Source organism: Sphingomonas sp. 179-A 2A2 NHS, assembly GCF_045371305.1.
Lineage (GTDB): Bacteria > Pseudomonadota > Alphaproteobacteria > Sphingomonadales > Sphingomonadaceae > Sphingomonas.
Map to the genome: position 1 here is coordinate 325,264 of NZ_JBIQDE010000004.1, position 21,537 is coordinate 346,800.

Sequence of the window (21,537 nt, forward strand, 5' to 3'; positions counted from 1 at the left end):
AAAACGTGTCTCGGCTTCGCCTGACACGAACGGGTGAGGGGAAGCGTAAGCTCCCTCGATCAATCGTCCTGCCAGGTAACGCCGTCGCGCTCGGTCAGCGCGATCGAAGCTGCAGGACCCCAGGTGCCGGCGGCATAATGCTTCGGCTTCATGTCGTTGGCCTTCCAGCCCGCGCGGATCGCATCGATCCACGTCCATTGCGCCTCCACTTCGTCGCGGCGCACGAACAAGGTCTGGTCGCCCTCGATCAGATCGAGAAGCAGGCGTTCGTAGGCGATACGGCGGCGGGTGCCGGCAAACTCTGCGTCGAGGCTGAGGTTTAGCGGCACTTCGCGCAGGCGGATGCCTTCCCGATCGAGCCCGGGCTCCTTCGCCATGACGAGAAGCTGAATATATTCTTCCGGCTGGAGGCGAATGATCAGCATGTTGGGCTGTAGCAGCCCGCCGCGTCCGGAGAACATCGAGTGCGGGACCGGCTTGAACTGGATCGCAATCTCGCTTCGCCGAGTGGGCATGCGCTTGCCGGTGCGAAGATAGAAGGGCACGCCCTGCCAGCGCCAGTTATCAACGTGTGCCTTGATCGCGACAAAGGTTTCGGTGTTCGAATCTTTGCCGAGTTCCTCGTCGTAGCCCTTGACGATCTCGCCCTTCACCGCCCCGCCGAGATACTGGCCGATGACCGTGCAGGTCGGCGCTTCTTCGGGCCGGATCTCGCGCAGCGAACGGAACACCTTCGCCTTCTCGTCGCGAATTTCGGTGACGTCGTAACGTGCCGGCGGCTCCATCGCGATCAGCGCAACGAGCTGCAGGATGTGGTTCGCCACCATGTCGCGCAGGGCGCCGGCGCCGTCATAATAGCCTGCGCGATCTTCCAGTCCCACCGTCTCGCTGACGGTGATCTGCACGTTATCGATGCCCTGCGCATTCCACACAGGTTCGAAGAAGGAATTGCCAAAGCGCAGGGCGAGGATGTTCTGCACCGTCTCCTTGCCGAGATAGTGGTCGATGCGGAAAATCCGCTCTTCCGGGAAGGCGGTGGCGACGGTGTCGTTAATTTCGCGGCTGGACGCGAGATCATAGCCGAGCGGCTTTTCCAGCCCGATCCGGACGGTGTCACCCGCCAGGCCGGCCTTGGAGAGCCCGCCGATCACCTGCTTGAATAGAGAGGGCGCCGTCGACAGGAAGATGGCGAGTCCCCCCGAGACGTCGCCCACCTTCTTCGCCAGATCGCCGTAATGGTCGACGTCGGTTGCATCGAGGGGCTGGTAATTCAGCCGCTTGAGGAAGCTGTCGATCGCATCCGAATCGCGCCGGTCCTTCGGCAGGAACTCGTCCAGCGCCTCCCGTGCGAAGGCGCGATAGCTTTCATCGTCATGATCCGACCGCGCCGTGCCGGTGATCGTCAGGCCGGCGGGCAACAGGTGATCGGCGTGAAGGCCATAGAGAGAGGGCAGGAGCATCCGCTGGGCGAGATCGCCAGTCGCGCCGAACAGCAGGAGCTTTGCTACCGGGTTGCGCTGCATTCGGATTCCTCTTTTCGCTTCGAGCGGCGCATGGCCGTGCCGGATACAGTAACGCCCAACTTCTTCAGAGGACCAACCCTACCAAAGGAGGGGCACCGATCATCAGGTTGAGGTTCTGCACTGCCGCGCCAGCGGCGCCCTTGCCCAGATTGTCTAGCCGGGCAACAAGCCGGGCCTGCTGCCCGGCAGCGTCGGCGAACACCCACAGGTCGAGCCGGTCGTCTGGCGCGGCGTCACGCGCCATCAGCAGCTCCGCGGGCTGATCCTGATGCACGGTGACGAGCGGCGCGCCGTCGAATGTGGCCGCAAGCGCATCGAGCACGGCGGCGCGCGACGGGGGGGAGGGCAGCGCAGCCAGCTGAAGCGGGACCTCCACGATCATGCCCCGAAAGGCGCGGACTACCGCAGGCGCGAACAGGGGGGCGTGCGCGAGTCCGGCGTGCTGCTGCATCTCCGGCACATGTTTGTGGCCCATCGCCAGGCCGTAGCTGCGGTAGGCGAGTTCGGGATCCGAATCGAAGCGCTCGATCAGCGCCTTGCCGCCGCCGGAATATCCCGACACCGCGTTCACCGTCAGCGGCCAATCCGGCGGGAGCAATCCGGCGCGAACAAGTGGGGCCACGAGTGCCAGGAATCCGGTTGGGTAGCAGCCGGGATTCGACACGCGCGCGGCCGCCGCAACATCGAAACCGAGCTCCGGAAAGCCGTAGGTCCAACCCCCGGCCACGCGATGCGCGCTGGAGGCGTCGATCACGCGGGTACGGGGATTGTCGATCAGCGCCACGGCCTCGCGCGCGGCATCGTCGGGGAGGCACAGGATGACGAGATCCGCATCGTTCAGCGCTTCACGTCGAGCGGCCTGATCCTTGCGCCGATCGTCGGGCAGGGTGACGAGACTCAAATCCTCGCGGCCGGCAAGCCGCTCGCGAATCTCGAGCCCCGTCGTACCGGCAGCACCATCGATGAAGACGCTGGTCGTCACGCGGAAGGTTCCAGGCTGGCTTCGTCTATATAGCCGACGAGGCCGTGTGCGGGTGCAATGCCCCAGGCCTGAGCGCCGGTCACGTCTAGCACTTCGAACGTCTCGCCTTTTGCAAGAGTTGCCAGCGTAGCCGAATCGGTAGCGCGGCTTTCGCGAAGGCTGGTTTCACCGGAAAGCACGCGCGGCAGAGGCGCTGCGTAATGGGGGGCGAAAACGTGCTCAGCGAGCCGAACGTCGGCGATGTCGCCACGAACAGCATAGCGTGTGGGATCAAGATGCCGCGACGGGCCGACCAGCGCGAATGATTTACGCGCTGGCGCGGCGGGGTTCCGGCTCTTCGCCGTCGCCAATGAACTGCCCGAACTCCTCAAGAAAATCTGCCCCTTCGGAAGTGCGCGCGACAAAGATATTGCGCTTGTCGCTGTCGTCGCGTTGGCGGCGCAGATAGCCGAGCGCCCCAAGCCTGTTCAAGGCGCGAGTGACGACGGGCTTCGAGACGTTGAGGATCCGGGCCAAGCCGCGAACGGTATGCGGCCCAGGCTTGAGATAGACGACCAGCAGCAAGGCCATCTGACGGTTGGTCAGATCAGGTTCACCCGAGCGGACATAATCCACGAGGGTCTTCATCCATGAACTGAGCTCGGAATGTGCGTAACTAGCCACGTGCATCATCCGGGTTCCAGGGGCCGGCTGTCTCCGACCACTCGGGGCGAATAACGCGGTCATCCGCGGCTGGTTTCAGTACTGTCACGAAATCGACCAACGGTTGATCGCGGGATCAGCGGCGCCTATGTGCGCGTATCGTTCGGCGGGCAGCCCCCACCGGAACAGCCAGTAAAGCCAGGATTGCCATGTTCACCTTCCTCCTCGTCGTTCAGGCGATCATCGCCGCCGCCCTCGTGACGGTGATCCTGATGCAGCGATCGGAAGGCGGCGGCCTCACCAGCGGCGGGAGCCCATCAGGCCTGATGTCGGCGCGCGGCGCGGCGGATTTCCTGACACGCGCAACCTCCATCCTCGCCAGCATCTTCGTCCTGCTGTCGATCACGCTCGCCGTTCTGGCCGCGACGCGGGGCACGACCAGCGTCGACACGTCGCTCGAGCGGACTGCTCCGGTCACTGCGCCGGCGCCGCAGCCGCAGGCTGACGACGCGGCGCTGTCCGCGGCCGAGGCAGATGCTGCCGCAGCCGCGGCGAACCAGGCCGCGCCCGCCGACAACGGCGTTCCGCTCGCCCGCTGATCCACCCGGTTCGCCGGCTTCGTAGCGCCCGCGGTGACGCGGGCGCTTGTCCATTGTGCATGTTAGAGGCTAATCCGATATCCCCATGGCGCGGTTCATTTTCATCACCGGCGGCGTGGTCTCCTCGCTCGGCAAGGGTCTCATGGCGGCGAGCCTCGCGGCTCTCCTGCAGGCGCGTGGTTACCGCGTGCGGATCCGCAAGTTCGATCCTTACCTGAACGTCGATCCGGGCACGATGAGCCCGTACCAGCATGGCGAAGTCTATGTGACCGACGACGGAGCGGAGACCGATCTCGATCTTGGCCATTATGAACGTTTCACCGGCGTGGCAGCGCGCCAGAGCGACAACGTAACGTCCGGCCGGATTTATCAGCAGATCATCCAGCGTGAGCGCCGCGGCGACTATCTTGGCGCCACCGTGCAGGTCATTCCGCACGTTACCGACGCGATCAAGGCGTTCGCACGTGCCGAGACGGACGACCTCGATTTTGTCCTGTGCGAGATTGGCGGGACGGTCGGCGATATCGAATCGCTGCCGTTCATCGAGGCGATCCGCCAGCTCAAAAACGAAGTGGGCCGCGGCAATGCGATCAGCGTCCACGTGACGTTGGTGCCGTACATCGCCGCTGCGGGTGAGCTGAAGACCAAGCCGACACAGCATTCGGTGCGCGAACTGGCAGCGCTTGGCGTGCAGCCTGACGTGCTGGTCTGCCGCTGCGAACAGCCGCTCCCGCCCTCCGAGCGAGCGAAGATCGCGCTGTTCTGCAATGTGCCGGAAGGCGCCGTCATCCCGGCGCTCGACGCGAAGAGCATCTACGCGGTCCCGCTGCAGTATCACGCTGAGGGGCTCGATTCTGAGGTGCTGCGCGCCTTTGGTATCACGCCTTCTTCTCCGCCCGATCTCACCCGTTGGGAGGAGATCGTCGATCGCCTCACCAACCCTGAAGGCGAAGTGACGGTCGGCGTAGTCGGCAAATATGTCGGCCTGCAGGACGCGTACAAGTCGCTCAACGAGGCGCTTGTCCATGGCGGCATCGCCAACAAGGTAAAGGTCAACATCCGGTGGATCGACGCCGAGTTGTTCGAGAACGACGATGCGGAGATCGCCTCGCAGCTCGAGCCGTGCGACGCGATTCTGGTGCCGGGGGCCTTTGGTGAACGCGGTGCGGAAGGAAAGATCGCCAGTGTGCGTTTCGCGCGCGAGCGCGAGATTCCCTATTTCGGCATCTGCTTCGGCATGCAGATGGCGTGCATCGAGGGTGCGCGCGACCTTGGCGGTATCGAAGATGCGTCCTCGACCGAGTTTGGGCCTACCGAGGAACCGGTGGTCGGCCTGATCACCGAGTGGATGGGCCGCGACGGACTGGAGAAGCGCGAGGCCGAGGGTGATCTTGGCGGCACGATGCGGCTTGGTGCCTATGAAGCGAAGCTGGCGGGGAATAGCGTCGTCGCGTCGATCTATGGCGATACAACCATCTTCGAGCGTCATCGTCACCGCTACGAGGTGAACACGCACTACAAGGACGTGCTGGAGAAGGGCGGCCTCGTGTTCTCTGGGATGTCGCCGGACGGGACGCTGCCGGAGATTGTCGAGCGGCCGGACCATCCTTGGTTCGTTGGCGTTCAGTTCCATCCGGAGCTGAAGTCCAAGCCGTTCGATCCGCATCCGCTTTTCGCAAGCTTCATTGGCGCCGCGGTGAAGCAGAGCCGCCTTGTCTGACGATCCCGACCTGCCCGCGTGGCGGGTCGAGCGTTCGCGGCTGGCGTTCGATCATCGCTGGCTGCGGGTGCGCGCAGATGATTGCGTCACAGCGGAAGGGGTACGGGTCGCTCCGTTCTTCGTGACGGAGCACCCTGATTGGGCGATCGTCGTTGCTCTGGACGCGGATGGGCAGCTGCTGCTGGTCGATCAATATCGCCACGGCTGGGGGGTCGTCTCGCGGGAGCTGCCGACAGGCGCCGTCGATCCGGACGATGCGAACGCGATCGCTGCCGCCAAACGCGAGCTGCGCGAAGAGACCGGCTATGGTGGGGGCGAGTGGCGGCTGATCGCGACGCTCGCGCCTAATCCGTCGAACCAGTCGAACCGTTGCCATGTGGTACTGGCGACTGGCGTGGCCAAGGTCGGCGAACCGCAGAACGAGCCGACAGAACGCCTGCGGCTGGTTCGCCTACCCCTGAACGAGGCTATGTCACTCGCCCGATCCGGGGGCATCATCCAAGCGATGCACGTCGCAGCCCTCGCGATGGCATTGCCTGATCGCTGGAGCGCAGCCAGTTGAGCCGGGCCCGGCAAGGCATCTAAAGACTAAACGTGGCCGGCGGCGTGGGTGCCCGAACCATTAGCGACCCACTCCCGATAAGAAGTTAAGGCGCCCGAGCCTTCCGGCCCGGACGCCCCACGACGCCTCGAAAAGGGAGCAAAGAGGCGCCGAACAGTCAGGCGCTAAGCCTGTTAAGCGGCCTGTGCAGCCTCGTCGCGCTTGTCTTCCACGACCGTGGGCTTCGGGCCGGTCTTGATCGAGATGCTCTTCGGCTTCATCGCCTCGGGCACTTCGCGAACCAGATCGATGACCAGCAGGCCATCGTTCATCCGCGCGTCCTCGACGAACACGAAGTCAGCAAGCTCGAAGCGGCGTTCAAAGCTTCGGGTGGCGATGCCGACATGCAGGAAGTTCGGGCCGGTTGCCTTCTCATCCTTCTTGCCAGCGACAAGCAGCAGGTTCTGCTGGGCCGTGATCTCGATTTCGTCGCGCGAGAAGCCGGCCACCGCCAGCGTGATACGGTAGCGATCGTCGGCAAGACGCTCGAGATTGAACGGGGGATAGTTTTCCGAAGCCGTACGCGAATTGGCTTCGATGAGATCGAACAGCCGATCGAAACCGATGGTCGAGCGGCGATAAGGGGTCAGATCGAGACGCATCTTCAAGTCCTCCAGTGAGCGAGTTGAAAATCCGACGACGTGCGAATCGCCACGTTGCCGGTTGCGCGGCCCGTCAGCGGCACCGCGCAGAGCGAATTTTGGTGCGGTCAAGCGACTTTTCAAGAGGCTCGCACGATCAGCATTACATGGCGCTCGCGCACATATCCGACTAAACAGATGGGGATAGTGAGGATCTATGTAGAAGGGGGGATCATGAGGTTGACGTTCGTTTCGTTTCTGCTGCTCGCCGGCACGTCCACTGCGGCCCTGGCGCAGGAGGCTAATCCACCGCTGATCGATCCCACCCCCGGTTCCGATGATCGCACGGAGGAGACGGTGCAGCGGAGTTCGGTGGCGTCGGACATCGTCGTCACGGCGCGTCGCAGGCAGGAACAGGTTCAGGATGTGCCGATCCCGATCTCCGTCGTTGGGGTAAAGGAACTCGACAACACCGGCAGCTTCAACGTCTCTCGGCTTCAGCAACTGCAGCCGTCGCTGCAATTCTATTCCACCAACCCGCGCAACTCATCGGTGAACATCCGCGGGCTTGGCGCGCCGCTGGGCCTTACCAATGACGGCATCGACCAGGGCGTCGGTGTTTATATCGACCAGGTGTACCTCAGCCGCGTTGCCGCCGCGACGCTCGATTTCCTCGACGTGCAGCAGATCGAAACGCTGCGCGGCCCGCAGGGAACGCTTTATGGCAAGAACACCGTTGCGGGCGCGATCAACATCACGAGCAAGGCGCCCAGCTTCGAGTTCGAGGGACGTGCCGAGGTCTCTGTCGGCAATCTTGAGTTCAAGCAGGGCAAGGCATCGATATCCGGGCCGCTGAGCGACAATGTCGCGGTACGGCTTGGCACCGCCGTCACATCCCGCCGTGGCGCGATCTTCAACGTGGCGACGGGCAATTACGTGAACGAGCAGGACAACCTTGGCGTCCGCGGCGCCTTGCTGTGGCGGGCAGGCGACAACATGAATTTCACGCTGTCAGGCGATTACAGCCGGCAGAACCCGGAATGCTGCGCGCAGATCTTCGTTCGGCTGGGTTCCACCCAGCGGCCGCTCAACCGCCAGTTCGACGCGCTTGCAGCGGCGTTCGGCTATGAACCGGTAAGCCGTAATCCGTTTGACCGGCTGACTGATCTGGATGCCGACTTGAATGCGCTGAACGTGCTCGGCGGGGTCTCGCTCCGCGGCGAGATCGGCCTTGGCTCCGGTACGCTTACTAGCGTTACGGCATGGCGTTTCTGGGATTGGGGGCCAGCGAACGACCGCGACTTCACGGGACTGCCGGTCACGACCAAGTCGAACAACCCGACCAAGCAGAACCAATATACCCAGGAGTTCCGATACGCGGGAGAGGGGAAGAGCTTCGACTATGTCCTGGGCGTTTTCGCCTTCTACCAGGACATTCATACGACCGGCATTCAGCAGCAGGGGCCTGCGGCCAGCCGCTGGCTGATCAACCCGACCAATCCGCTGTCGAACGACCCCTCGGTGCTGAACGGCCTGACCGCGAACAACGACATTCGGCTAAAGAATTTCAGCGGCGCGATCTTTGGCAAACTCAACTGGAAGATCACGGACGCGTTGACGCTCTCGCCGGGCGTCCGCCTGAACTACGACGACAAGGTCGGCAGCTACGTCAGCATCGTGACCGACGGGCAGGGCAACCTGGTGCCCTATAGCGGCGGCACGGCGCGGCAGGCGGCACAGCGCGACGCGATCCAACCGCAGGCGTTCCGTGACGAGGCGTTCCGTGAATGGAACGTCTCTTATGACGGCACGATCTCGTACAAGCTTGCGCCCGATGTGCTGCTGTACGGCACCTATGCGCACACGTTCAAATCAGGCGGGCTGAACCTGAACGGCGTCCCGGTGGTGAATGGCGTCGTGCAGACCCAGTTGGCGCAGATCGCGCCCGAGAAGGTCGACCATTTCGAGATCGGCGTGAAATCACAGTTCTGGGATCGCCGCGTCACCTTCAACGTAACCGGCTTCTGGACCGACATCAAGGACTATCAGGCGATCGTCAACAATAGCTCGACCTCCACGCTTCGCGGCTATCTCGCGAATGCCGGCAAGGTACGGGTGCGCGGAATCGAGGCCGATCTGTCCGTTCAGCCGACTAGCGGCTTCACCTTCTACATCAACGGCGCCTTCAACGATCACGAATATGTCGACTTCAAGAATGCCCCGTGCCCGCCCGAGCTGTCGGGAGGCGGCACCGGGGCGGTGATCGGCGCTCCTGGGGTGCCCGGCGCGAACAGCCCGATCGTCTGCGACATTTCCGGCCAGTGGCTGCCGGGCATATCGAAATGGGCATTCTCCTATGGGGCGGAATATAGCGCCCCGGCCACGATCTTCGGCGAGCCGGGTGAGAGCTATGTCGCATTCGATGCCAACTCGAGAACGAAGTTCTCATCGAACGCCTCCCGCTCCATCTACACCGATATCGATGGGTATACGCTGGCCAATGCGCGGGTCGGCTTTCGTACGGACAACAAGCTCAACGCCTTCCTGTGGATGCGAAACGTCTTCGACAAGAAGTACTTCGATGTGCTCGCCACGACACCTGGCAACACCGGCCTCATCGCAGGCAACGTCGGCGACCCGCGGACCTACGGCCTGACGATCGGCATCAGCTTCTGAAGAAGCGGAACGGAACTGGATCCCGGCGGCAGCCGGGGTCCAGACGCAGCTGCTCGCCGATTGCCAAAAGACTCCGGATCTGGACAAGCAAACGCCCGGATCGTTTCCGACCCGGGCGCCTGCGTGACGATCACTCGTCAGCCCCCTTGTCGCCCCTCGTCCGCACGCCCATATCTAGGCGGGACTGAAGAGCGTTTTCCCCGAACCACGGCCTTTGCCTGTGTGCCAGTGATGTATGGCTATGTGTCTACGCCGGGCGCGTCCACGAAAATGAACGCCAGCTAAACCGATTGCCCACCTCCTGTGACGATTCCGCAACAGCAGCGTTGCCAGCCTTCGTCGCCGCCGGTAGAGCGCTGCCCATGATCCTGTCGCGCTACGAACGAACGATCGCGCGGCGCTATCTTCTTCCCGGGCGCGGCGAGCGGTTCATCGTTCTCGTCGCCGGCTTCAGCCTCGGCGCAGTGATGCTGGGTGTGGCCGCGCTCGTGATTGTGATGAGCGTCATGAATGGCTTCCGGGCCGAGCTCTTCGACAAGATTGTCGGGCTGAACGGCCATGCCGTGGTACAGGGGGTCGGCGGCCGATTGGCGGACTGGCGCGACGTGGTGCGCGCGGCGGAAGCAACGCCCGGCGTCACCAGCGCAGTGCCGTTGGTCGAACAGCCGCTGATGTCGACCTATAACGGACGTGTCGAAGCGGTACTGGTGCGGGGCATGCGGGTGCAGGATATCCGTTCCAATACCGCGATTGGCAGCAAGGTGATCATGGGCACAATCAGCTCGCTGACACCTGGGTCGAACCGGGTCGCGCTAGGCTCGCGGTTGGCGGAATCACTTGGGGCGACCGTCGGATCCGAAATCACGCTGATCAACCCGGCGGGCCAATCGACGCCGTTCGGCACCGTCCCGCGCTACGTCAATTATACCGTCGCCGCCATTTTCGAGATCGGCGTGTATGATTTCGACAAGGCTTATGTGATCATGCCGATGGAGGACGCCCAGACGCTGCTCCTCCTCGGTGACGCAGTGGGCATGATCGAACTGGAGACGGTGGATGCCGATCGCGTCGGCCAGATCCTTGCGCCGCTCGCCGACAAGGTCGGCCGCGTCGGTGTGATCAATGACTGGCGGCAGATGAATGCGCAGCTGTTCGAGGCGCTTGCGGTTGAGCGCGTCGCGATGTTCGTCGTGCTGTGCATCATCATTCTCGTCGCGGCGTTCAACATCGCCTCGTCTCTGATCATGCTGGTTCGAGCCAAGACGCGCGACATCGCGATCCTGCGGACAATGGGCGCGACACGCGGGGCAATGATGCGGATCTTCATGACGGTCGGTGTCACGATCGGTGCGCTCGGTATTGTTGCCGGCCTGATCCTGGGCGCGATCTTCCTCTTCTACCGCCAGGCAGTGGTGAACTTCGTCCAGTTCGTGACCGGCCAGAACCTGTGGGATCCTTCGATCCGGTACCTGACGGAGCTGCCGTCAAAGCCGGATCCCGTGGAAATCGTTGCGATCGTCGTGATCACCGCTCTCATGACCCTGCTGGCGACCGTGTATCCGGCGTACAAGGCGGCAAGCACCGATCCCGTTCAGGTGCTGCGCTATGAGTGAGCCGGTTCTTGAGACGCGCGGGCTTTCGCGTAGCTTCACCCAGGGTGGCGAGACCATTGAGGTCCTTCGCGGGGTGAACCTTTCGGTTGGCCCTGGTGAGATCGTGGCGCTGCTGGGCCCGTCGGGCTCGGGCAAGTCGACGCTGCTTCAGGCGGTAGGCCTCCTCGAAGGCGGCTTCGACGGATCGATCCGCATCGCCGGTGAGGAAGCGGCAAACCTCGATGCACATGGCCGCACGATGGTCCGGCGCGACCGGCTTGGGTTCGTGTATCAGTTCCATCACCTGCTGCCGGACTTCAACGCGCTGGAGAATGTGGTGCTGCCGCAGCTGATCCACGGGGCGGAGCGGGCGCCGGCCGAAGCGCGCGCGACGACCCTTCTGTCAGCGCTTGGCTTGTCGCATCGGTTGACACACCGGCCGAGCCAATTGTCCGGCGGCGAGCAGCAGCGGGTCGCCGTCGCGCGCGCGCTTGCCAATCGACCGGCACTCGTCCTCGCCGATGAGCCGACCGGCAATCTCGACGAGAATACCGCGGATCGCGTGCTCGGTGAGTTCCTTCGCCTCGTGCGTGAGGAAGGATCGGCGGCGCTGGTCGCGACCCATAATGAGCGGCTGGCCGCGAAGATGGATCGCGTTGTCCGCCTGCACGAGGGCATCCTGGAATGAACCCGTGGCGTGATCCGCCGGTGCTCGTCGGCCGGCACGTCACGCTGCGACCGCTTCTACCGGAACACCGGGACGCGCTCGCGGCTGCCGCAGCCGGGCTTACCGATCTCTTCTACGCCAACGTCTCGAACATGGCGGATCCCGACCAGTTCATGGCGGCGGCCTTCAAGGAGCGCGATTTCGGCCGATCGATGCCGTTCGTTGTTGAGTTGCCCGAGGGCAAGATCGTCGGCCTTACCCGCTATATGCGGATGAACGAGGCGCATCGGCGCGTCGAAGTCGGCGGCACCTTCTATGCGAAATCGGTGCAGCGCACCGGCGTCAATACCGAGGCGAAGCTGCTTCTGCTTCGGCACGCATTCGAGGTGCTCCAATGCAACGCGGTGCAGATCCGAACCGATTGGTTCAACCGCGCCTCGCAGCGCGCGATCGAGCGATTGGGGGCGAAACGGGACGGCGTTCTGCGTTCTCACCAAGTGATGGATGGGCGTGTGCGCGACATCGTGGTCTATTCGATTATCGCTTGCGAATGGCCGGGGGTTCGCCAGAATCTCGAGCATCTTTTGTCACGGCACGAGGAGGAGGGACGATGACCGCGATCACCGATTTCGAGGTGAAGGCCGCGGACGGCAGCGTCGCGTCTCTCGAAAACTATCGCGGCAAGGTGCTGTTGATCGTCAATACGGCGTCAAAGTGCGGCTTCACCCCGCAATATGAAGGATTGGAGTCGCTGCATCGCGAGTTCGGCGATCGCGGCTTCGAAGTACTGGCGTTCCCCTGCAACCAGTTTGGTGCGCAGGAGCCGGGGGATGCCGCCGAGATCGCCAACTTCTGCTCACTCACTTATGACGTCACGTTCCCGGTGTTCGCCAAAATCGACGTGAACGGCCCGCAGGCCGATCCCTTGTTCGAGGAATTGAAGGCCGCCGCGCCGGGGCTTCTCGGTTCCAAGGCGATCAAGTGGAACTTCACGAAGTTCCTGGTCGACCGGGAGGGCAGGGTCGTGTCGCGCTACGCGCCGACGACCAAACCCGAGGACATCCGCAAGGATATCGAAAAGCTGCTGTAAGCCGCCCACGAACGGATTTCGGCTGTGCTCGTGAGCCGGGCGGGGATCTCAGGTCAGAAACGGAAAGCTGTTGTTCCCGATTTCTGATCCACCCCAGCCATGATCGCCACCACGCCGCCGAACAGGAAGCTCATGCCCAGGATGAAGCCGGGGATGGTAAGCGCGGAGAGCGGCACGGTTGCGACAACCATTAGAGCGAGGAGAATGTTCACCACGCCGTAGAGCAGCATCATCCAACGTCGACGACGCATGCGGAAGGCGTACGCGATCTCGGTGATGCCGCGGACCAACAGCCAGGCGGCAAGCACAAGCGTTAAGGAGATTGCGCCGGTCAGTGGCCAGCCGACCGTGATGACGCCCGCTACAATTGAGATCAGGCCGAGAATGATCGTGTAACCACGGCTTTCCGCGCCGGTGCCACGAACTCCCGCGATAAGCGCGACGATCCCTGAGACGACGAAGGCGACGCCGATGAGCAGCGTCGCCGCAAGTGTTGCTGGGAAGGGCCAGATGAGCGCCAAGGCGCCGAATATGATTGAGATGACGCCGTATCCGATCATCCATCCCCAACCCGGGCCCGAGGATGACGCAAAACGACCGCCTGCTTCGCTCCGCCCGATATCGGTCATGGCAGATGCTCCTGTGCTGGCAGGCAAAACGAGCAAAGGGTGCGGCGGTTCCGCTGGTCGAATCATGCCGATCGGCGTAGCGTCCGTTGATGGCGCATTCCGGGTTCGTTCCGCTTCGTATCTTCTCCTCGTACACCATGCTCGACGGTGCGATCGAGCCGAAGGCGATCGCGAAGCGCGCGGCGCAGCTTGGTTTCCCCGCCGCCGCGCTGACGGATCGCAACGGGCTTTACGCGGCGATGGCCTATTCCGACGCTTGCTTCGACGCCGGGGTTCAGCCGGTTATCGGAACCATGCTGGGCGTCGCGCGACCTGACATGCCGGAAGGCGTGGCGCCGATCGTCGACTGGATCGCGCTCTATGCCCAGGACGAGCGTGGCTATGACAATCTATGCGAGCTGGTCAGTCGCGCTCATCTCGATCGGCCGATCGATCTTCCGCCGCATGTCAGCTTCCAGTCTCTCAGCGAATTCACCGACGGATTGATCGCCCTGACCGCGGGCGGGGAAGGCGGACTGGCCCGGTTGCTTGCGGAGGACCAGCCAGATCGCGCCGGGGCGTATCTTGATCGATTGGGTCGGCTCTTCCCCGACCGGCTGTACATTGAACTTGCCCGCCGGGGCGATGAAACCGAGGAGCGGGCCGAGGCCGCGCTCGTCGATCTAGCTTATGCGCGGGATCTGCCGCTCGTCGCCACCAATCCCTGTTGCTTCGCGGAAAAGACCTTCGGCAAGGCGCATGACGCGATGCTGTGCATTGCCAACTCCACCTATGTCGAAACCGAGGACCGGCCGAGGAGCTCGCCGGACGCCTGGATGAAGCCCGCTGACGAAATGCGCGCTTTGTTCGAGGATCTGCCCGAAGCAATCGCAAATACCATGGTGGTGGCGCAACGTTGTGCGGTGGCAGCGCCCAAGCGGAAACCGATCCTGCCCAGCCTCGCCGGTGACCGCGAGGGTGAGGCGGCGATGCTGCGCGAGGAGGCGCATGCAGGCCTCGACGCGCGCCTCAAACGGATCGCGGAACTTGCTACCGAGCCGCTTGGTGACGGCTGGCAGGATGCTTACCGTAAGCGTCTCGATTTCGAACTCGACGTCATCATCCAGATGGGATTCCCTGGCTATTTTCTGATCGTTGCGGACTTCATTAAATGGGCGAAGATGCACGATATCCCGGTTGGCCCAGGTCGTGGGTCTGGCGCCGGCTCGGTCGTCGCCTGGGCGTTGACCATTACGGATCTCGACCCGCTGCAGCTTGGCCTGCTGTTCGAGCGCTTTCTCAACCCCGAGCGCGTCTCGATGCCGGACTTCGACATCGACTTCTGCGAAACACGGCGCGGCGAAGTGATCCGCTACGTGCAGGAGAAGTACGGCCGTGATCAGGTGGCGCAGATCATCACCTTCGGTAAGCTCAAGGCGCGGGCCGTGCTGAAGGACACCGGCCGCGTGCTTCAGATGAGCTACGGTCAAGTCGATCGCCTGGCGAAGCTCGTGCCCAATCATCCGACCGACCCCTGGACGTTGAAGCGTGCCATCGATGGCGTGGCGGAACTCCATCGCGAGTACGCCAATGACAATCAGGTCCGGAACCTGCTGGACCTCGCGATGCAGCTTGAAGGGCTGCCGCGACATTCGTCGACCCACGCCGCCGGTGTGGTCATTGGGGATCGGCCGCTTTCCCAGTTGGTGCCGCTTTACCGCGATCCGCGATCCGACATGCCGGTGACCCAATTCGACATGAAATTTGTCGAAGGTGCGGGGCTGGTGAAGTTCGACTTCCTGGGCCTGAAGACGCTATCGGTTCTGAAGCGCGCCCTTCAACTGCTTGAGAAGCGCGGCATCCACGTGGATCTTGACGCTCTCTCCTGGGATGACGAGGCTGTCTACGCCCTGCTGCAGAAGGGCGATACGGTCGGCGTGTTCCAGCTGGAATCGGAGGGCATGCGCCGGACGCTGTCGGCCGTAAGGCCAACCAATTTCGGCGACATCATCGCCCTCGTCTCGCTCTACCGTCCCGGCCCGATGGACAACATCCCATCGTTCGGCCGCCGAAAGCAGGGGACTGAGCCAATCGAGTACCCCCACCCGTTGCTGGAGCCGATCCTCGCCGAAACTTACGGTATCTTCGTGTATCAGGAACAGGTGATGCAGGCGGCCCAGGTGCTGGCCGGGTACTCGCTTGGAGGCGCAGATCTTCTGCGCCGTGCCATGGGCAAGAAGATCAAGGCGGAGATGGACGCTCAGCGCGCGACCTTCGTTGAGGGCTGCGCCAAGCATAATCAAATTCCCAAGGATCGCGCGAACGCGCTGTTCGACTTGATCGACAAGTTTGCGGGCTATGGCTTCAACAAGAGCCACGCCGCTGCCTATGCGCTGCTCGCCTATCAGACGGCCTGGCTGAAGGCACATCACCCGCACGAGTTCTTTGCCGCGTCGATGGCCTACGACATCCATCAGACGGACAAGCTCGCCATCTTCTGTGACGACATGCGAAGAATGCAGGTCAAGTACCTGCCGCCAGACATAAATCGCAGTCAGGCTGACTTCGACGTGGAAGTGGATGAGGACGGTCCTGCCGTCCGCTATGCGTTGGCCGCGCTGAAGTCGGTGGGTGAAGGCGCAATGGAGAAGCTGGTCGCAGAGCGCCAGGAGAATGGCGCCTTTCAGCGGCTGGACGATCTGGCACACCGGGTTGATCCGCGGCTTATCAACAAGCGACAACTCGAAACGCTCGCCGCCGCCGGAGCCTTCGACGGGATCGAGCCCAACCGCGCCGGTGTGTTCGCCGTCGCCGAAACGATCCTGGCTGTTGCCGCGCGACAGCACGAGGCGCGCACGAGCGGGCAGCACGGACTGTTCGGCGATGCGGAGCCAGCCGGGGATGCAATCAAGCTGCCTAACGCTCGCTGGAGCATGTCCGAGCGGATTGAGCAGGAGAAAGAGGCGTTCGGCTTCTATTTCTCGGCGCATCCGGTGGATCGGCACGCCCACCTCGCCAAGGCGCACGGCGCGCGGCTCTATACGGCGCTCGCGGAACTCGCGATCCCTGATGACGGTACCCGAGCCGGTGCCACCATGGCGGTACTGGTGGAAGATGCACGGTGGCGTACCTCAGCGCGCGGAAAACGCTATCTGATGGCGACGCTCAGCGACCAGAGCGGGCAGTTCATCGCGACCTGCTTTGACGATGCGGTGGCGGCAGATCTGGAGGAAGCAGCACGCGCGGGCGGCTGCGGGCTCGCGACCGTCGAACTGGATCGGCGCCCAGGCGAAGAAACGCCTCGAGTGACGGTTAAAAGGCTACAACCGTTCGAGACGCTGGCGTCGATGGCCCGCTTCGTCATCGAGGTTGCGGTCAGCGAGCCAAGCGCGCTGCAGGCGCTGGCAGCGTTGCTTGAGCATCAGCGAGGTGCGCGCGGCGAGGTGATCGTTCGGGCACCGGTGGACGGCGGGGAGGCCACCGTGTTGCTAGGGCGCGACTTCTTGCTGGATCTGGAACTGGTGCACCGGATCGAAGACTTGTCCGGAGTGCGCGAAGTGGCGATGCGACAATCCGAAACCCGGCTTGCCCTCGTCAGTTGAGGCTCACATGGCGCTGAAGCTGTTCGGCACCATGTACGCCGGTTGAGCGCTCTGGCCCGAGCGGCGTGGGAGGGGACGATGCTGATCCTGCTTGCGGCGCTAGCCAATGCTTCGGTCATCCCGGTCGAAAAGGAGTCACTTGATCCGCCGGTAGAAATGGGCGCATCCGACCGAGCGTCCGAGGCAGCGCGTCAGCGCGAATTCACGACGGATCGGCCCGACGTCACTGACAATCCCTACACAATCGACACCGGCCGATTGCAGATCGAACTCAGCGCCGCGGAATACACGCTTGAGCGCGACCGCGCCCAAACTGTCGATGTGATGCCGCTCAGCATCCAATACGGCCTAAGCAGCAATGTCGATGTGCAGCTACTTTTCACGCCGTACCAGCGCCGTGCGGAAGGGGCAGGAGTGGATCGGGAGGTCACCCGCGGATTTGGTGACGAAACGATGCTTCGTCTCAAGATCAACCTGCAAGGTAATGATCATGACGGACTTGCTTTGGGGGTAATCCCCTATGTCAAGCTGCCGACGGGCAGCGGCGGCCTCTCCAACCATCATGTCGAGGGGGGCCTTATCATGCCCGTCGCCGTTGATCTGGCCAAGGACATCACTTTAGGCGGGATGATCGAGGCCGATCTCGTATATCACGACGAGACTGGCGATTACGGTGTGGACCTGATCCATAGCATCGCGCTCGAGCATCCCGTTTCCGGGCCGGTGAGCGCCTATGTGGAATATGTCGGCACGATCCCCAGCAATGCACCCGCCGGGCGGGCCAGTCATTATCAGGCGCTCGGGTCAGCCGGTCTTATACTCGAGGTGCAGGATGATCTTGCGCTGGATCTTGGCGCGCGCATCGGCTTCAGCGGGGATGCGGATCGTGCCGCGGTATTCGTAGGTGCGTCGAAGAGACTCTGACGCGCGTCGTGTGATCAGAACAGTTCGCCCTGTGCGCCAGGCGGTGGTTTGAACAGATCAGTGCGCAAGGCTATCCGCGCCGCGCGCTGCTCGATCCCATTTTTGCGTCGCGCGATAGCGAAGCGGGTTCTCAGCAGTTCGGCCCACGGGCCCTGGCCGCGCATTCGGCTGAAGAAGCCGGGATCATTGTCCTTGCCGCCACGAAGCGACTGGATGGTCGCCATCACCTTGCCGGCGCGATCCGGGAAATGCGTGTCGAGCCAAGCGCGAAACAGCGGCGCCACTTCCCATGGTAACCGGACCGGTATGAACGACACGTCTCGCGCGCCCGCCTCCGCCGCTCGTGCTACGATGGCCTCCACCTCATGGTCAGTGACAGCGGGGATCACCGGGGCCATGTTGACGTAGACGGGCACGCCGGCGTCAGCGAGGCGGCGGACGGCGAGAAGACGGCGCTCCGGATGGGGAGCGCGGGGCTCCAAGGTCATCGCAACACGGGGATCCAGCGACGTTACGGAAATGGCGACACCTGCCAGCCCTTTCTCGGCCATCGGCGTGAGAAGATCGAGATCGCGGACCACGCGATCCGACTTGGTCGTGATCACCAGCGGATGATCGCATTCCGCCAGCACCTCGATGATACTGCGGGTGATCCGCCACTTGCCCTCGATCGGCTGATAGGGATCAGTGTTCGTTCCCAGCGCCATCGGCTGGCACACGTAACTGCGCTCCCCTAGCTCGGCGCGTAGCAGCGCGGCGGCATCCGGCTTGGCGAAGAGCTTCGTCTCAAAATCCAGCCCGGGCGAGAGATCATGGAACGCGTGGCTTGGCCGGGCGAAGCAATAGATGCATCCGTGCTCGCAGCCGCGATACGGGTTGATCGAGCGATCGAACGGGATATCGGGAGAGCTGTTGCGCGTGATGATGGTTTTCGATCGTTCGATCGTCACCGTTGTACGGAGCGGGGGCGGGGCGCCATCGATCTCCTCTCGCACGTCCAGCCAATCACCGTCAGCCTCGGTTTGGGAGAGGTTGAAGCGCGTGCTTTCGGCATTCAGCGTCGCACCGCGCACCGCTCTTTTTCCCGTAACTTGTCCGCCGACCTGCGCCATCCGCGGAACATATAGCGAACATCAGTTGCGCGTCAACGCCAGTGGCCGAGTTCCATCCAGCGCAGCAGCGGCTTCAACGGTGTGATCCAGATGATCCCGGTCACGAGGTAGAACACCAACTGGAGCGCCCAATGCCACGCGCCGACCGTGCTCGAGAAACTGATAATCAGCGCGCACCACAGGGTGATGAGCGCCAGGATGATGAGCATGCCGACGGGTTTGCGCCAGGAGGCGTTCATGGCGTGATCCATTCCTTTTCGGTGACGATGGCGTGCAGTGGCACATCCCACGGATCAGCCGGGGTTTGCGCCACTTCCTGCACGGAGTAAGCGATGCCGACGCGAAACGCCTGTGGAAAATGTGCGAAGGCACGATCGTAATATCCCGCACCCTGGCCGACGCGGCCCAGACCACGGTCAAACGCCACTAGTGGAGTAATGATGAGGTCGGGCGCCACCTCAGCGGCGTCGGATGACGGCTGCTGCAACCCATACGGTCCGGCAGCGAGCAAGTCGCCGTGATTCCACGAGAGGAACCGCATCCGCGTGGCGCGATCGACAACATAGGGCAAAGCGATCGTGCAGCCGGCTTCGAGAGCGGCTTGGGCGAGTGGCGAAGGATCAGCTTCGCTACCGAACGGTACGTAGCTCGCAACGATCATGCCGGGCCGTAGCAAGCTGCGAAACGCCGCGGGCACGACGATCGCCGGACGGTCTTGGCCCAACGCGTCCCGCGCAGCGCGAGCGACGGCACGGATCGTGCGCTTGTCAGAAGGAAAGGGTGACGGGACCGCCATGGCCGTTTGCCGGGATATCCTCTGACGCCCAGTACGTCAGGTGGGGACCATGTACGTCGGGCCAGGGCCCGGGCAGGGACAGCCCCCGTGGATGATGAATAGCCTCAGGGATATGTTCAGGCTCGCACCGGGCAGTTCCCGTCGCGACCGATCTAGTCACTCGCGGGCTCGTGCTCAAGAGCTTCGGCGAGCTCTTCGAGGATATCGGCAACACTGGCCAGTACCGCGCCATCCGACGCAGGCTGCGCGGCGCGTTCCTGAGCCTGAGAAAGGTGACCCTGCGTCTCCACCAAGTCGTCAGCGAGCATCAGCGCGATCAGCAGCAGGACGCGCGCAGTGCCGCCGTCACCGGCGGCGCGCTGCGCCTGCTCCCAGCGTTCGTCGAGCATAGCGCCGAGCCGCTGAACCTGAGGCTCCTCACCATCGCGGCAATTCACCGGCCAGCGACTGCCACCGATTTCGAGCATTACGCGCGCCATCAGCGGGCATCCTTCGCGACCAGATCGTCGATTTCGGCGATGGCGGCAGCCACCTCCTCGCGCAGCACCTCGTGGCGCTGACGCAGGGCTGCAGTCTCCTGCGCACGGCGGTTGACCGCCGCCTCAATGCGCCTGATCGCGGCGTCGATCCGCGTCACAGCGTCACTTTCCGTCATTATCCCGGATTAGGATCGCGCCCGGGTAACGGCAAGCCCTCACCGCGTTATGAGGGCGACCACTGGTTGACGCGCGGCGCCTCCGGCGCTCAAAGGCGCGCGAGAATTCCGCGCCAAGGGAGAGTCGGCGAGATGACGAAGGTTGCGATCAACGGTTTCGGGCGCATCGGCCGCCTGGTGGCGCGCGCGATGCTGGAGCGGGGCGGCAGCGATCTGGAGCTGGTGACGATCAACGATCTCGCTGACGCCAAGTCGAACGCCTGGCTGTTCAGCCGCGATAGCGTCCACGGCAAGTATCCGGGCACCGTCGAGGCCGACGGCAACGACCTGGTGATCGACGGCAAGCACATCCGCGTGACCGCAGAGCGTGACCCGGCGAACCTGCCGCACAAGGAACTGGGCGTCGACCTGGTGCTGGAGTGCACCGGCTTCTTCACCGATCGTGCATCGTGCGAGAAGCACATTGCCGCCGGCGCCAAGAAGGTGCTGATCTCCGCCCCCGGCAAGAACGTCGACCTGACCGTCGTGTACGGCGTGAACCACGACAAGCTGGAGGCCGGGCACACGATCGTGTCCAACGCATCGTGTACCACCAACTGCCTGGCGCCGGTCGCCAAGGTGCTGAACGATGCGATCGGCATCGAGCGCGGCCTGATGACCACCGTGCACGCCTATACCAACGACCAGAAGATCCTCGACCAGATCCACCCGGACCTGCGCCGCGCCCGCGCCGCAGCGATGAGCATGATCCCGACCACCACGGGCGCGGCGCGCGCGGTGGGCGAGGTGCTGCCGGAGCTGAAGGGCAAGCTGGACGGTTCGGCGATCCGCGTCCCGACCCCGGACGGCAGCCTCGTCGACCTGACCTTCACCCCCGGCCGCGACACCAGTGTCGAGGAAGTCAATTCGCTGCTGAAGGCGGCCGCCGAGGGTCCGATGAAGGGCGTGCTGCACTTCACCGACGAGCCGCTGGTTTCGATCGACATCGTTCACACGCCTTATTCGTCGACCGTCGACAGCCTGGAGACGGCGGTGATCGACGGCAAGCTGGTGCGTGTCGTCAGCTGGTACGACAATGAATGGGGCTTCTCCAACCGCATGGTCGACACCGCCACGCTGATGGCGAAGCTGGGCTGATCCGTCGGGTCGCCCTGGTGTCACGCCGGG

The 21,537-nt window shown here is 63.4% G+C and carries 22 protein-coding genes; 11 read left to right on the forward strand and 11 right to left on the reverse strand.

The features are described 5' to 3' along the window. Window positions 1–59: 59 nt before the first annotated feature. The 4 genes from zwf to ACH0AE_RS11050 all read right to left on the reverse strand — a co-directional run bounded on the left by zwf (window position 60) and on the right by ACH0AE_RS11050 (window position 3,132). Window positions 60–1,523: a glucose-6-phosphate dehydrogenase gene (zwf, locus tag ACH0AE_RS11035; RefSeq protein ID WP_294442768.1), complete on the reverse strand. Its 1,464-nt coding sequence runs from the start codon at window positions 1,521–1,523 to the stop codon at window positions 60–62. Window positions 1,524–1,587: 64 nt separating this feature from the next. Beyond that, entirely contained in the window at window positions 1,588–2,505 is a 918-nt protein-coding gene (gene argC / locus ACH0AE_RS11040) for an N-acetyl-gamma-glutamyl-phosphate reductase (RefSeq protein ID WP_294442767.1), read from the reverse strand. Next, complete coding sequence (locus tag ACH0AE_RS11045) at window positions 2,502–2,855, reverse strand: SH3 domain-containing protein (protein ID WP_406875740.1); 354 nt, start codon at window positions 2,853–2,855, stop codon at window positions 2,502–2,504. The genes argC and ACH0AE_RS11045 overlap by 4 nt, the downstream gene beginning before the upstream one ends. After that, on the reverse strand, window positions 2,812–3,132 hold the full coding sequence (locus ACH0AE_RS11050; protein WP_294442779.1) for a MarR family transcriptional regulator: 321 nt from the start codon (window positions 3,130–3,132) through the stop codon (window positions 2,812–2,814). The genes ACH0AE_RS11045 and ACH0AE_RS11050 overlap by 44 nt, the downstream gene beginning before the upstream one ends. A 224-nt stretch (window positions 3,133–3,356) precedes the next feature. On the opposite strand from ACH0AE_RS11050, the gene secG reads away from it, so the two are divergent. The 3 genes from secG to ACH0AE_RS11065 all read left to right on the forward strand — a co-directional run bounded on the left by secG (window position 3,357) and on the right by ACH0AE_RS11065 (window position 6,028). Beyond that, window positions 3,357–3,746 (forward strand): preprotein translocase subunit SecG, encoded by a 390-nt coding sequence (secG, locus tag ACH0AE_RS11055; RefSeq protein ID WP_294442766.1) that lies wholly within the window; start codon window positions 3,357–3,359, stop codon window positions 3,744–3,746. Between the two features lie 85 nt (window positions 3,747–3,831). Continuing rightward, on the forward strand, window positions 3,832–5,466 hold the full coding sequence (locus ACH0AE_RS11060; RefSeq protein ID WP_294442765.1) for a CTP synthase: 1,635 nt from the start codon (window positions 3,832–3,834) through the stop codon (window positions 5,464–5,466). After that, on the forward strand, window positions 5,459–6,028 hold the full coding sequence (locus tag ACH0AE_RS11065; protein WP_294442764.1) for an NUDIX hydrolase: 570 nt from the start codon (window positions 5,459–5,461) through the stop codon (window positions 6,026–6,028). The genes ACH0AE_RS11060 and ACH0AE_RS11065 overlap by 8 nt, the downstream gene beginning before the upstream one ends. Window positions 6,029–6,201: 173 nt before the next feature. On the opposite strand, the gene ACH0AE_RS11070 is transcribed toward ACH0AE_RS11065, so the two are convergent. Next, complete coding sequence (locus ACH0AE_RS11070; RefSeq protein ID WP_294442763.1) at window positions 6,202–6,669, reverse strand: Hsp20 family protein; 468 nt, start codon at window positions 6,667–6,669, stop codon at window positions 6,202–6,204. A gap of 213 nt (window positions 6,670–6,882) precedes the next feature. On the opposite strand from ACH0AE_RS11070, the gene ACH0AE_RS11075 reads away from it, so the two are divergent. The 5 genes from ACH0AE_RS11075 to ACH0AE_RS11095 all read left to right on the forward strand — a co-directional run bounded on the left by ACH0AE_RS11075 (window position 6,883) and on the right by ACH0AE_RS11095 (window position 12,673). Then, entirely contained in the window at window positions 6,883–9,324 is a 2,442-nt protein-coding gene (locus tag ACH0AE_RS11075; protein WP_294442762.1) for a TonB-dependent receptor, read from the forward strand. 362 nt (window positions 9,325–9,686) lie between these two features. Continuing rightward, on the forward strand, window positions 9,687–10,937 hold the full coding sequence (locus ACH0AE_RS11080) for a lipoprotein-releasing ABC transporter permease subunit (protein ID WP_294442761.1): 1,251 nt from the start codon (window positions 9,687–9,689) through the stop codon (window positions 10,935–10,937). Continuing rightward, on the forward strand, window positions 10,930–11,604 hold the full coding sequence (locus tag ACH0AE_RS11085) for an ABC transporter ATP-binding protein (RefSeq protein WP_294442760.1): 675 nt from the start codon (window positions 10,930–10,932) through the stop codon (window positions 11,602–11,604). The genes ACH0AE_RS11080 and ACH0AE_RS11085 overlap by 8 nt, the downstream gene beginning before the upstream one ends. Further along, entirely contained in the window at window positions 11,601–12,197 is a 597-nt protein-coding gene (locus ACH0AE_RS11090) for a GNAT family N-acetyltransferase (protein ID WP_294442758.1), read from the forward strand. The genes ACH0AE_RS11085 and ACH0AE_RS11090 overlap by 4 nt, the downstream gene beginning before the upstream one ends. After that, window positions 12,194–12,673 (forward strand): glutathione peroxidase, encoded by a 480-nt coding sequence (locus tag ACH0AE_RS11095; protein WP_294442757.1) that lies wholly within the window; start codon window positions 12,194–12,196, stop codon window positions 12,671–12,673. The genes ACH0AE_RS11090 and ACH0AE_RS11095 overlap by 4 nt, the downstream gene beginning before the upstream one ends. A gap of 53 nt (window positions 12,674–12,726) precedes the next feature. Here ACH0AE_RS11095 and ACH0AE_RS11100 read toward each other — a convergent pair whose 3' ends face one another. Beyond that, on the reverse strand, window positions 12,727–13,302 hold the full coding sequence (locus ACH0AE_RS11100; RefSeq protein ID WP_294442756.1) for an HdeD family acid-resistance protein: 576 nt from the start codon (window positions 13,300–13,302) through the stop codon (window positions 12,727–12,729). An 89-nt stretch (window positions 13,303–13,391) separates the two neighbouring features. Between ACH0AE_RS11100 and dnaE the strand changes: the two genes are divergently transcribed. Continuing rightward, window positions 13,392–16,883, forward strand: coding sequence for a DNA polymerase III subunit alpha (dnaE, locus tag ACH0AE_RS11105; protein WP_294442755.1), 3,492 nt, complete (start codon window positions 13,392–13,394; stop codon window positions 16,881–16,883). 78 nt (window positions 16,884–16,961) lie between these two features. Then, complete coding sequence (locus ACH0AE_RS11110) at window positions 16,962–17,807, forward strand: transporter (RefSeq protein WP_294442754.1); 846 nt, start codon at window positions 16,962–16,964, stop codon at window positions 17,805–17,807. Between the two features lie 14 nt (window positions 17,808–17,821). Here ACH0AE_RS11110 and ACH0AE_RS11115 read toward each other — a convergent pair whose 3' ends face one another. From ACH0AE_RS11115 to ACH0AE_RS11135, 5 genes are all read right to left on the reverse strand, one after another. Continuing rightward, the gene (locus ACH0AE_RS11115; protein ID WP_294442753.1) at window positions 17,822–18,919 is read right to left on the reverse strand and encodes a PA0069 family radical SAM protein; all 1,098 of its coding nucleotides are present in this window, start codon (window positions 18,917–18,919) and stop codon (window positions 17,822–17,824) included. A 32-nt stretch (window positions 18,920–18,951) separates the two neighbouring features. Beyond that, window positions 18,952–19,158, reverse strand: coding sequence for a DUF2842 domain-containing protein (locus ACH0AE_RS11120; protein WP_294442752.1), 207 nt, complete (start codon window positions 19,156–19,158; stop codon window positions 18,952–18,954). Beyond that, window positions 19,155–19,715 (reverse strand): 5-formyltetrahydrofolate cyclo-ligase, encoded by a 561-nt coding sequence (locus tag ACH0AE_RS11125; protein WP_294442751.1) that lies wholly within the window; start codon window positions 19,713–19,715, stop codon window positions 19,155–19,157. The genes ACH0AE_RS11120 and ACH0AE_RS11125 overlap by 4 nt, the downstream gene beginning before the upstream one ends. A 152-nt stretch (window positions 19,716–19,867) precedes the next feature. After that, entirely contained in the window at window positions 19,868–20,194 is a 327-nt protein-coding gene (locus ACH0AE_RS11130; protein ID WP_294442750.1) for a cell division protein ZapA, read from the reverse strand. Further along, window positions 20,194–20,352, reverse strand: a complete 159-nt coding sequence (locus tag ACH0AE_RS11135; protein ID WP_294442748.1) for a hypothetical protein — start codon at window positions 20,350–20,352, stop codon at window positions 20,194–20,196. Before ACH0AE_RS11135 ends, ACH0AE_RS11130 begins: the two co-directional genes overlap by 1 nt. Window positions 20,353–20,502: 150 nt before the next feature. Here ACH0AE_RS11135 and gap point away from each other — a divergent pair, with 150 nt between their 5' ends. Next, a complete protein-coding gene (gene gap, locus ACH0AE_RS11140; RefSeq protein WP_294442747.1) occupies window positions 20,503–21,507 on the forward strand; it encodes a type I glyceraldehyde-3-phosphate dehydrogenase in 1,005 nt (334 codons plus the stop codon). The last annotated feature ends 30 nt before the right edge of the window (window positions 21,508–21,537 follow it).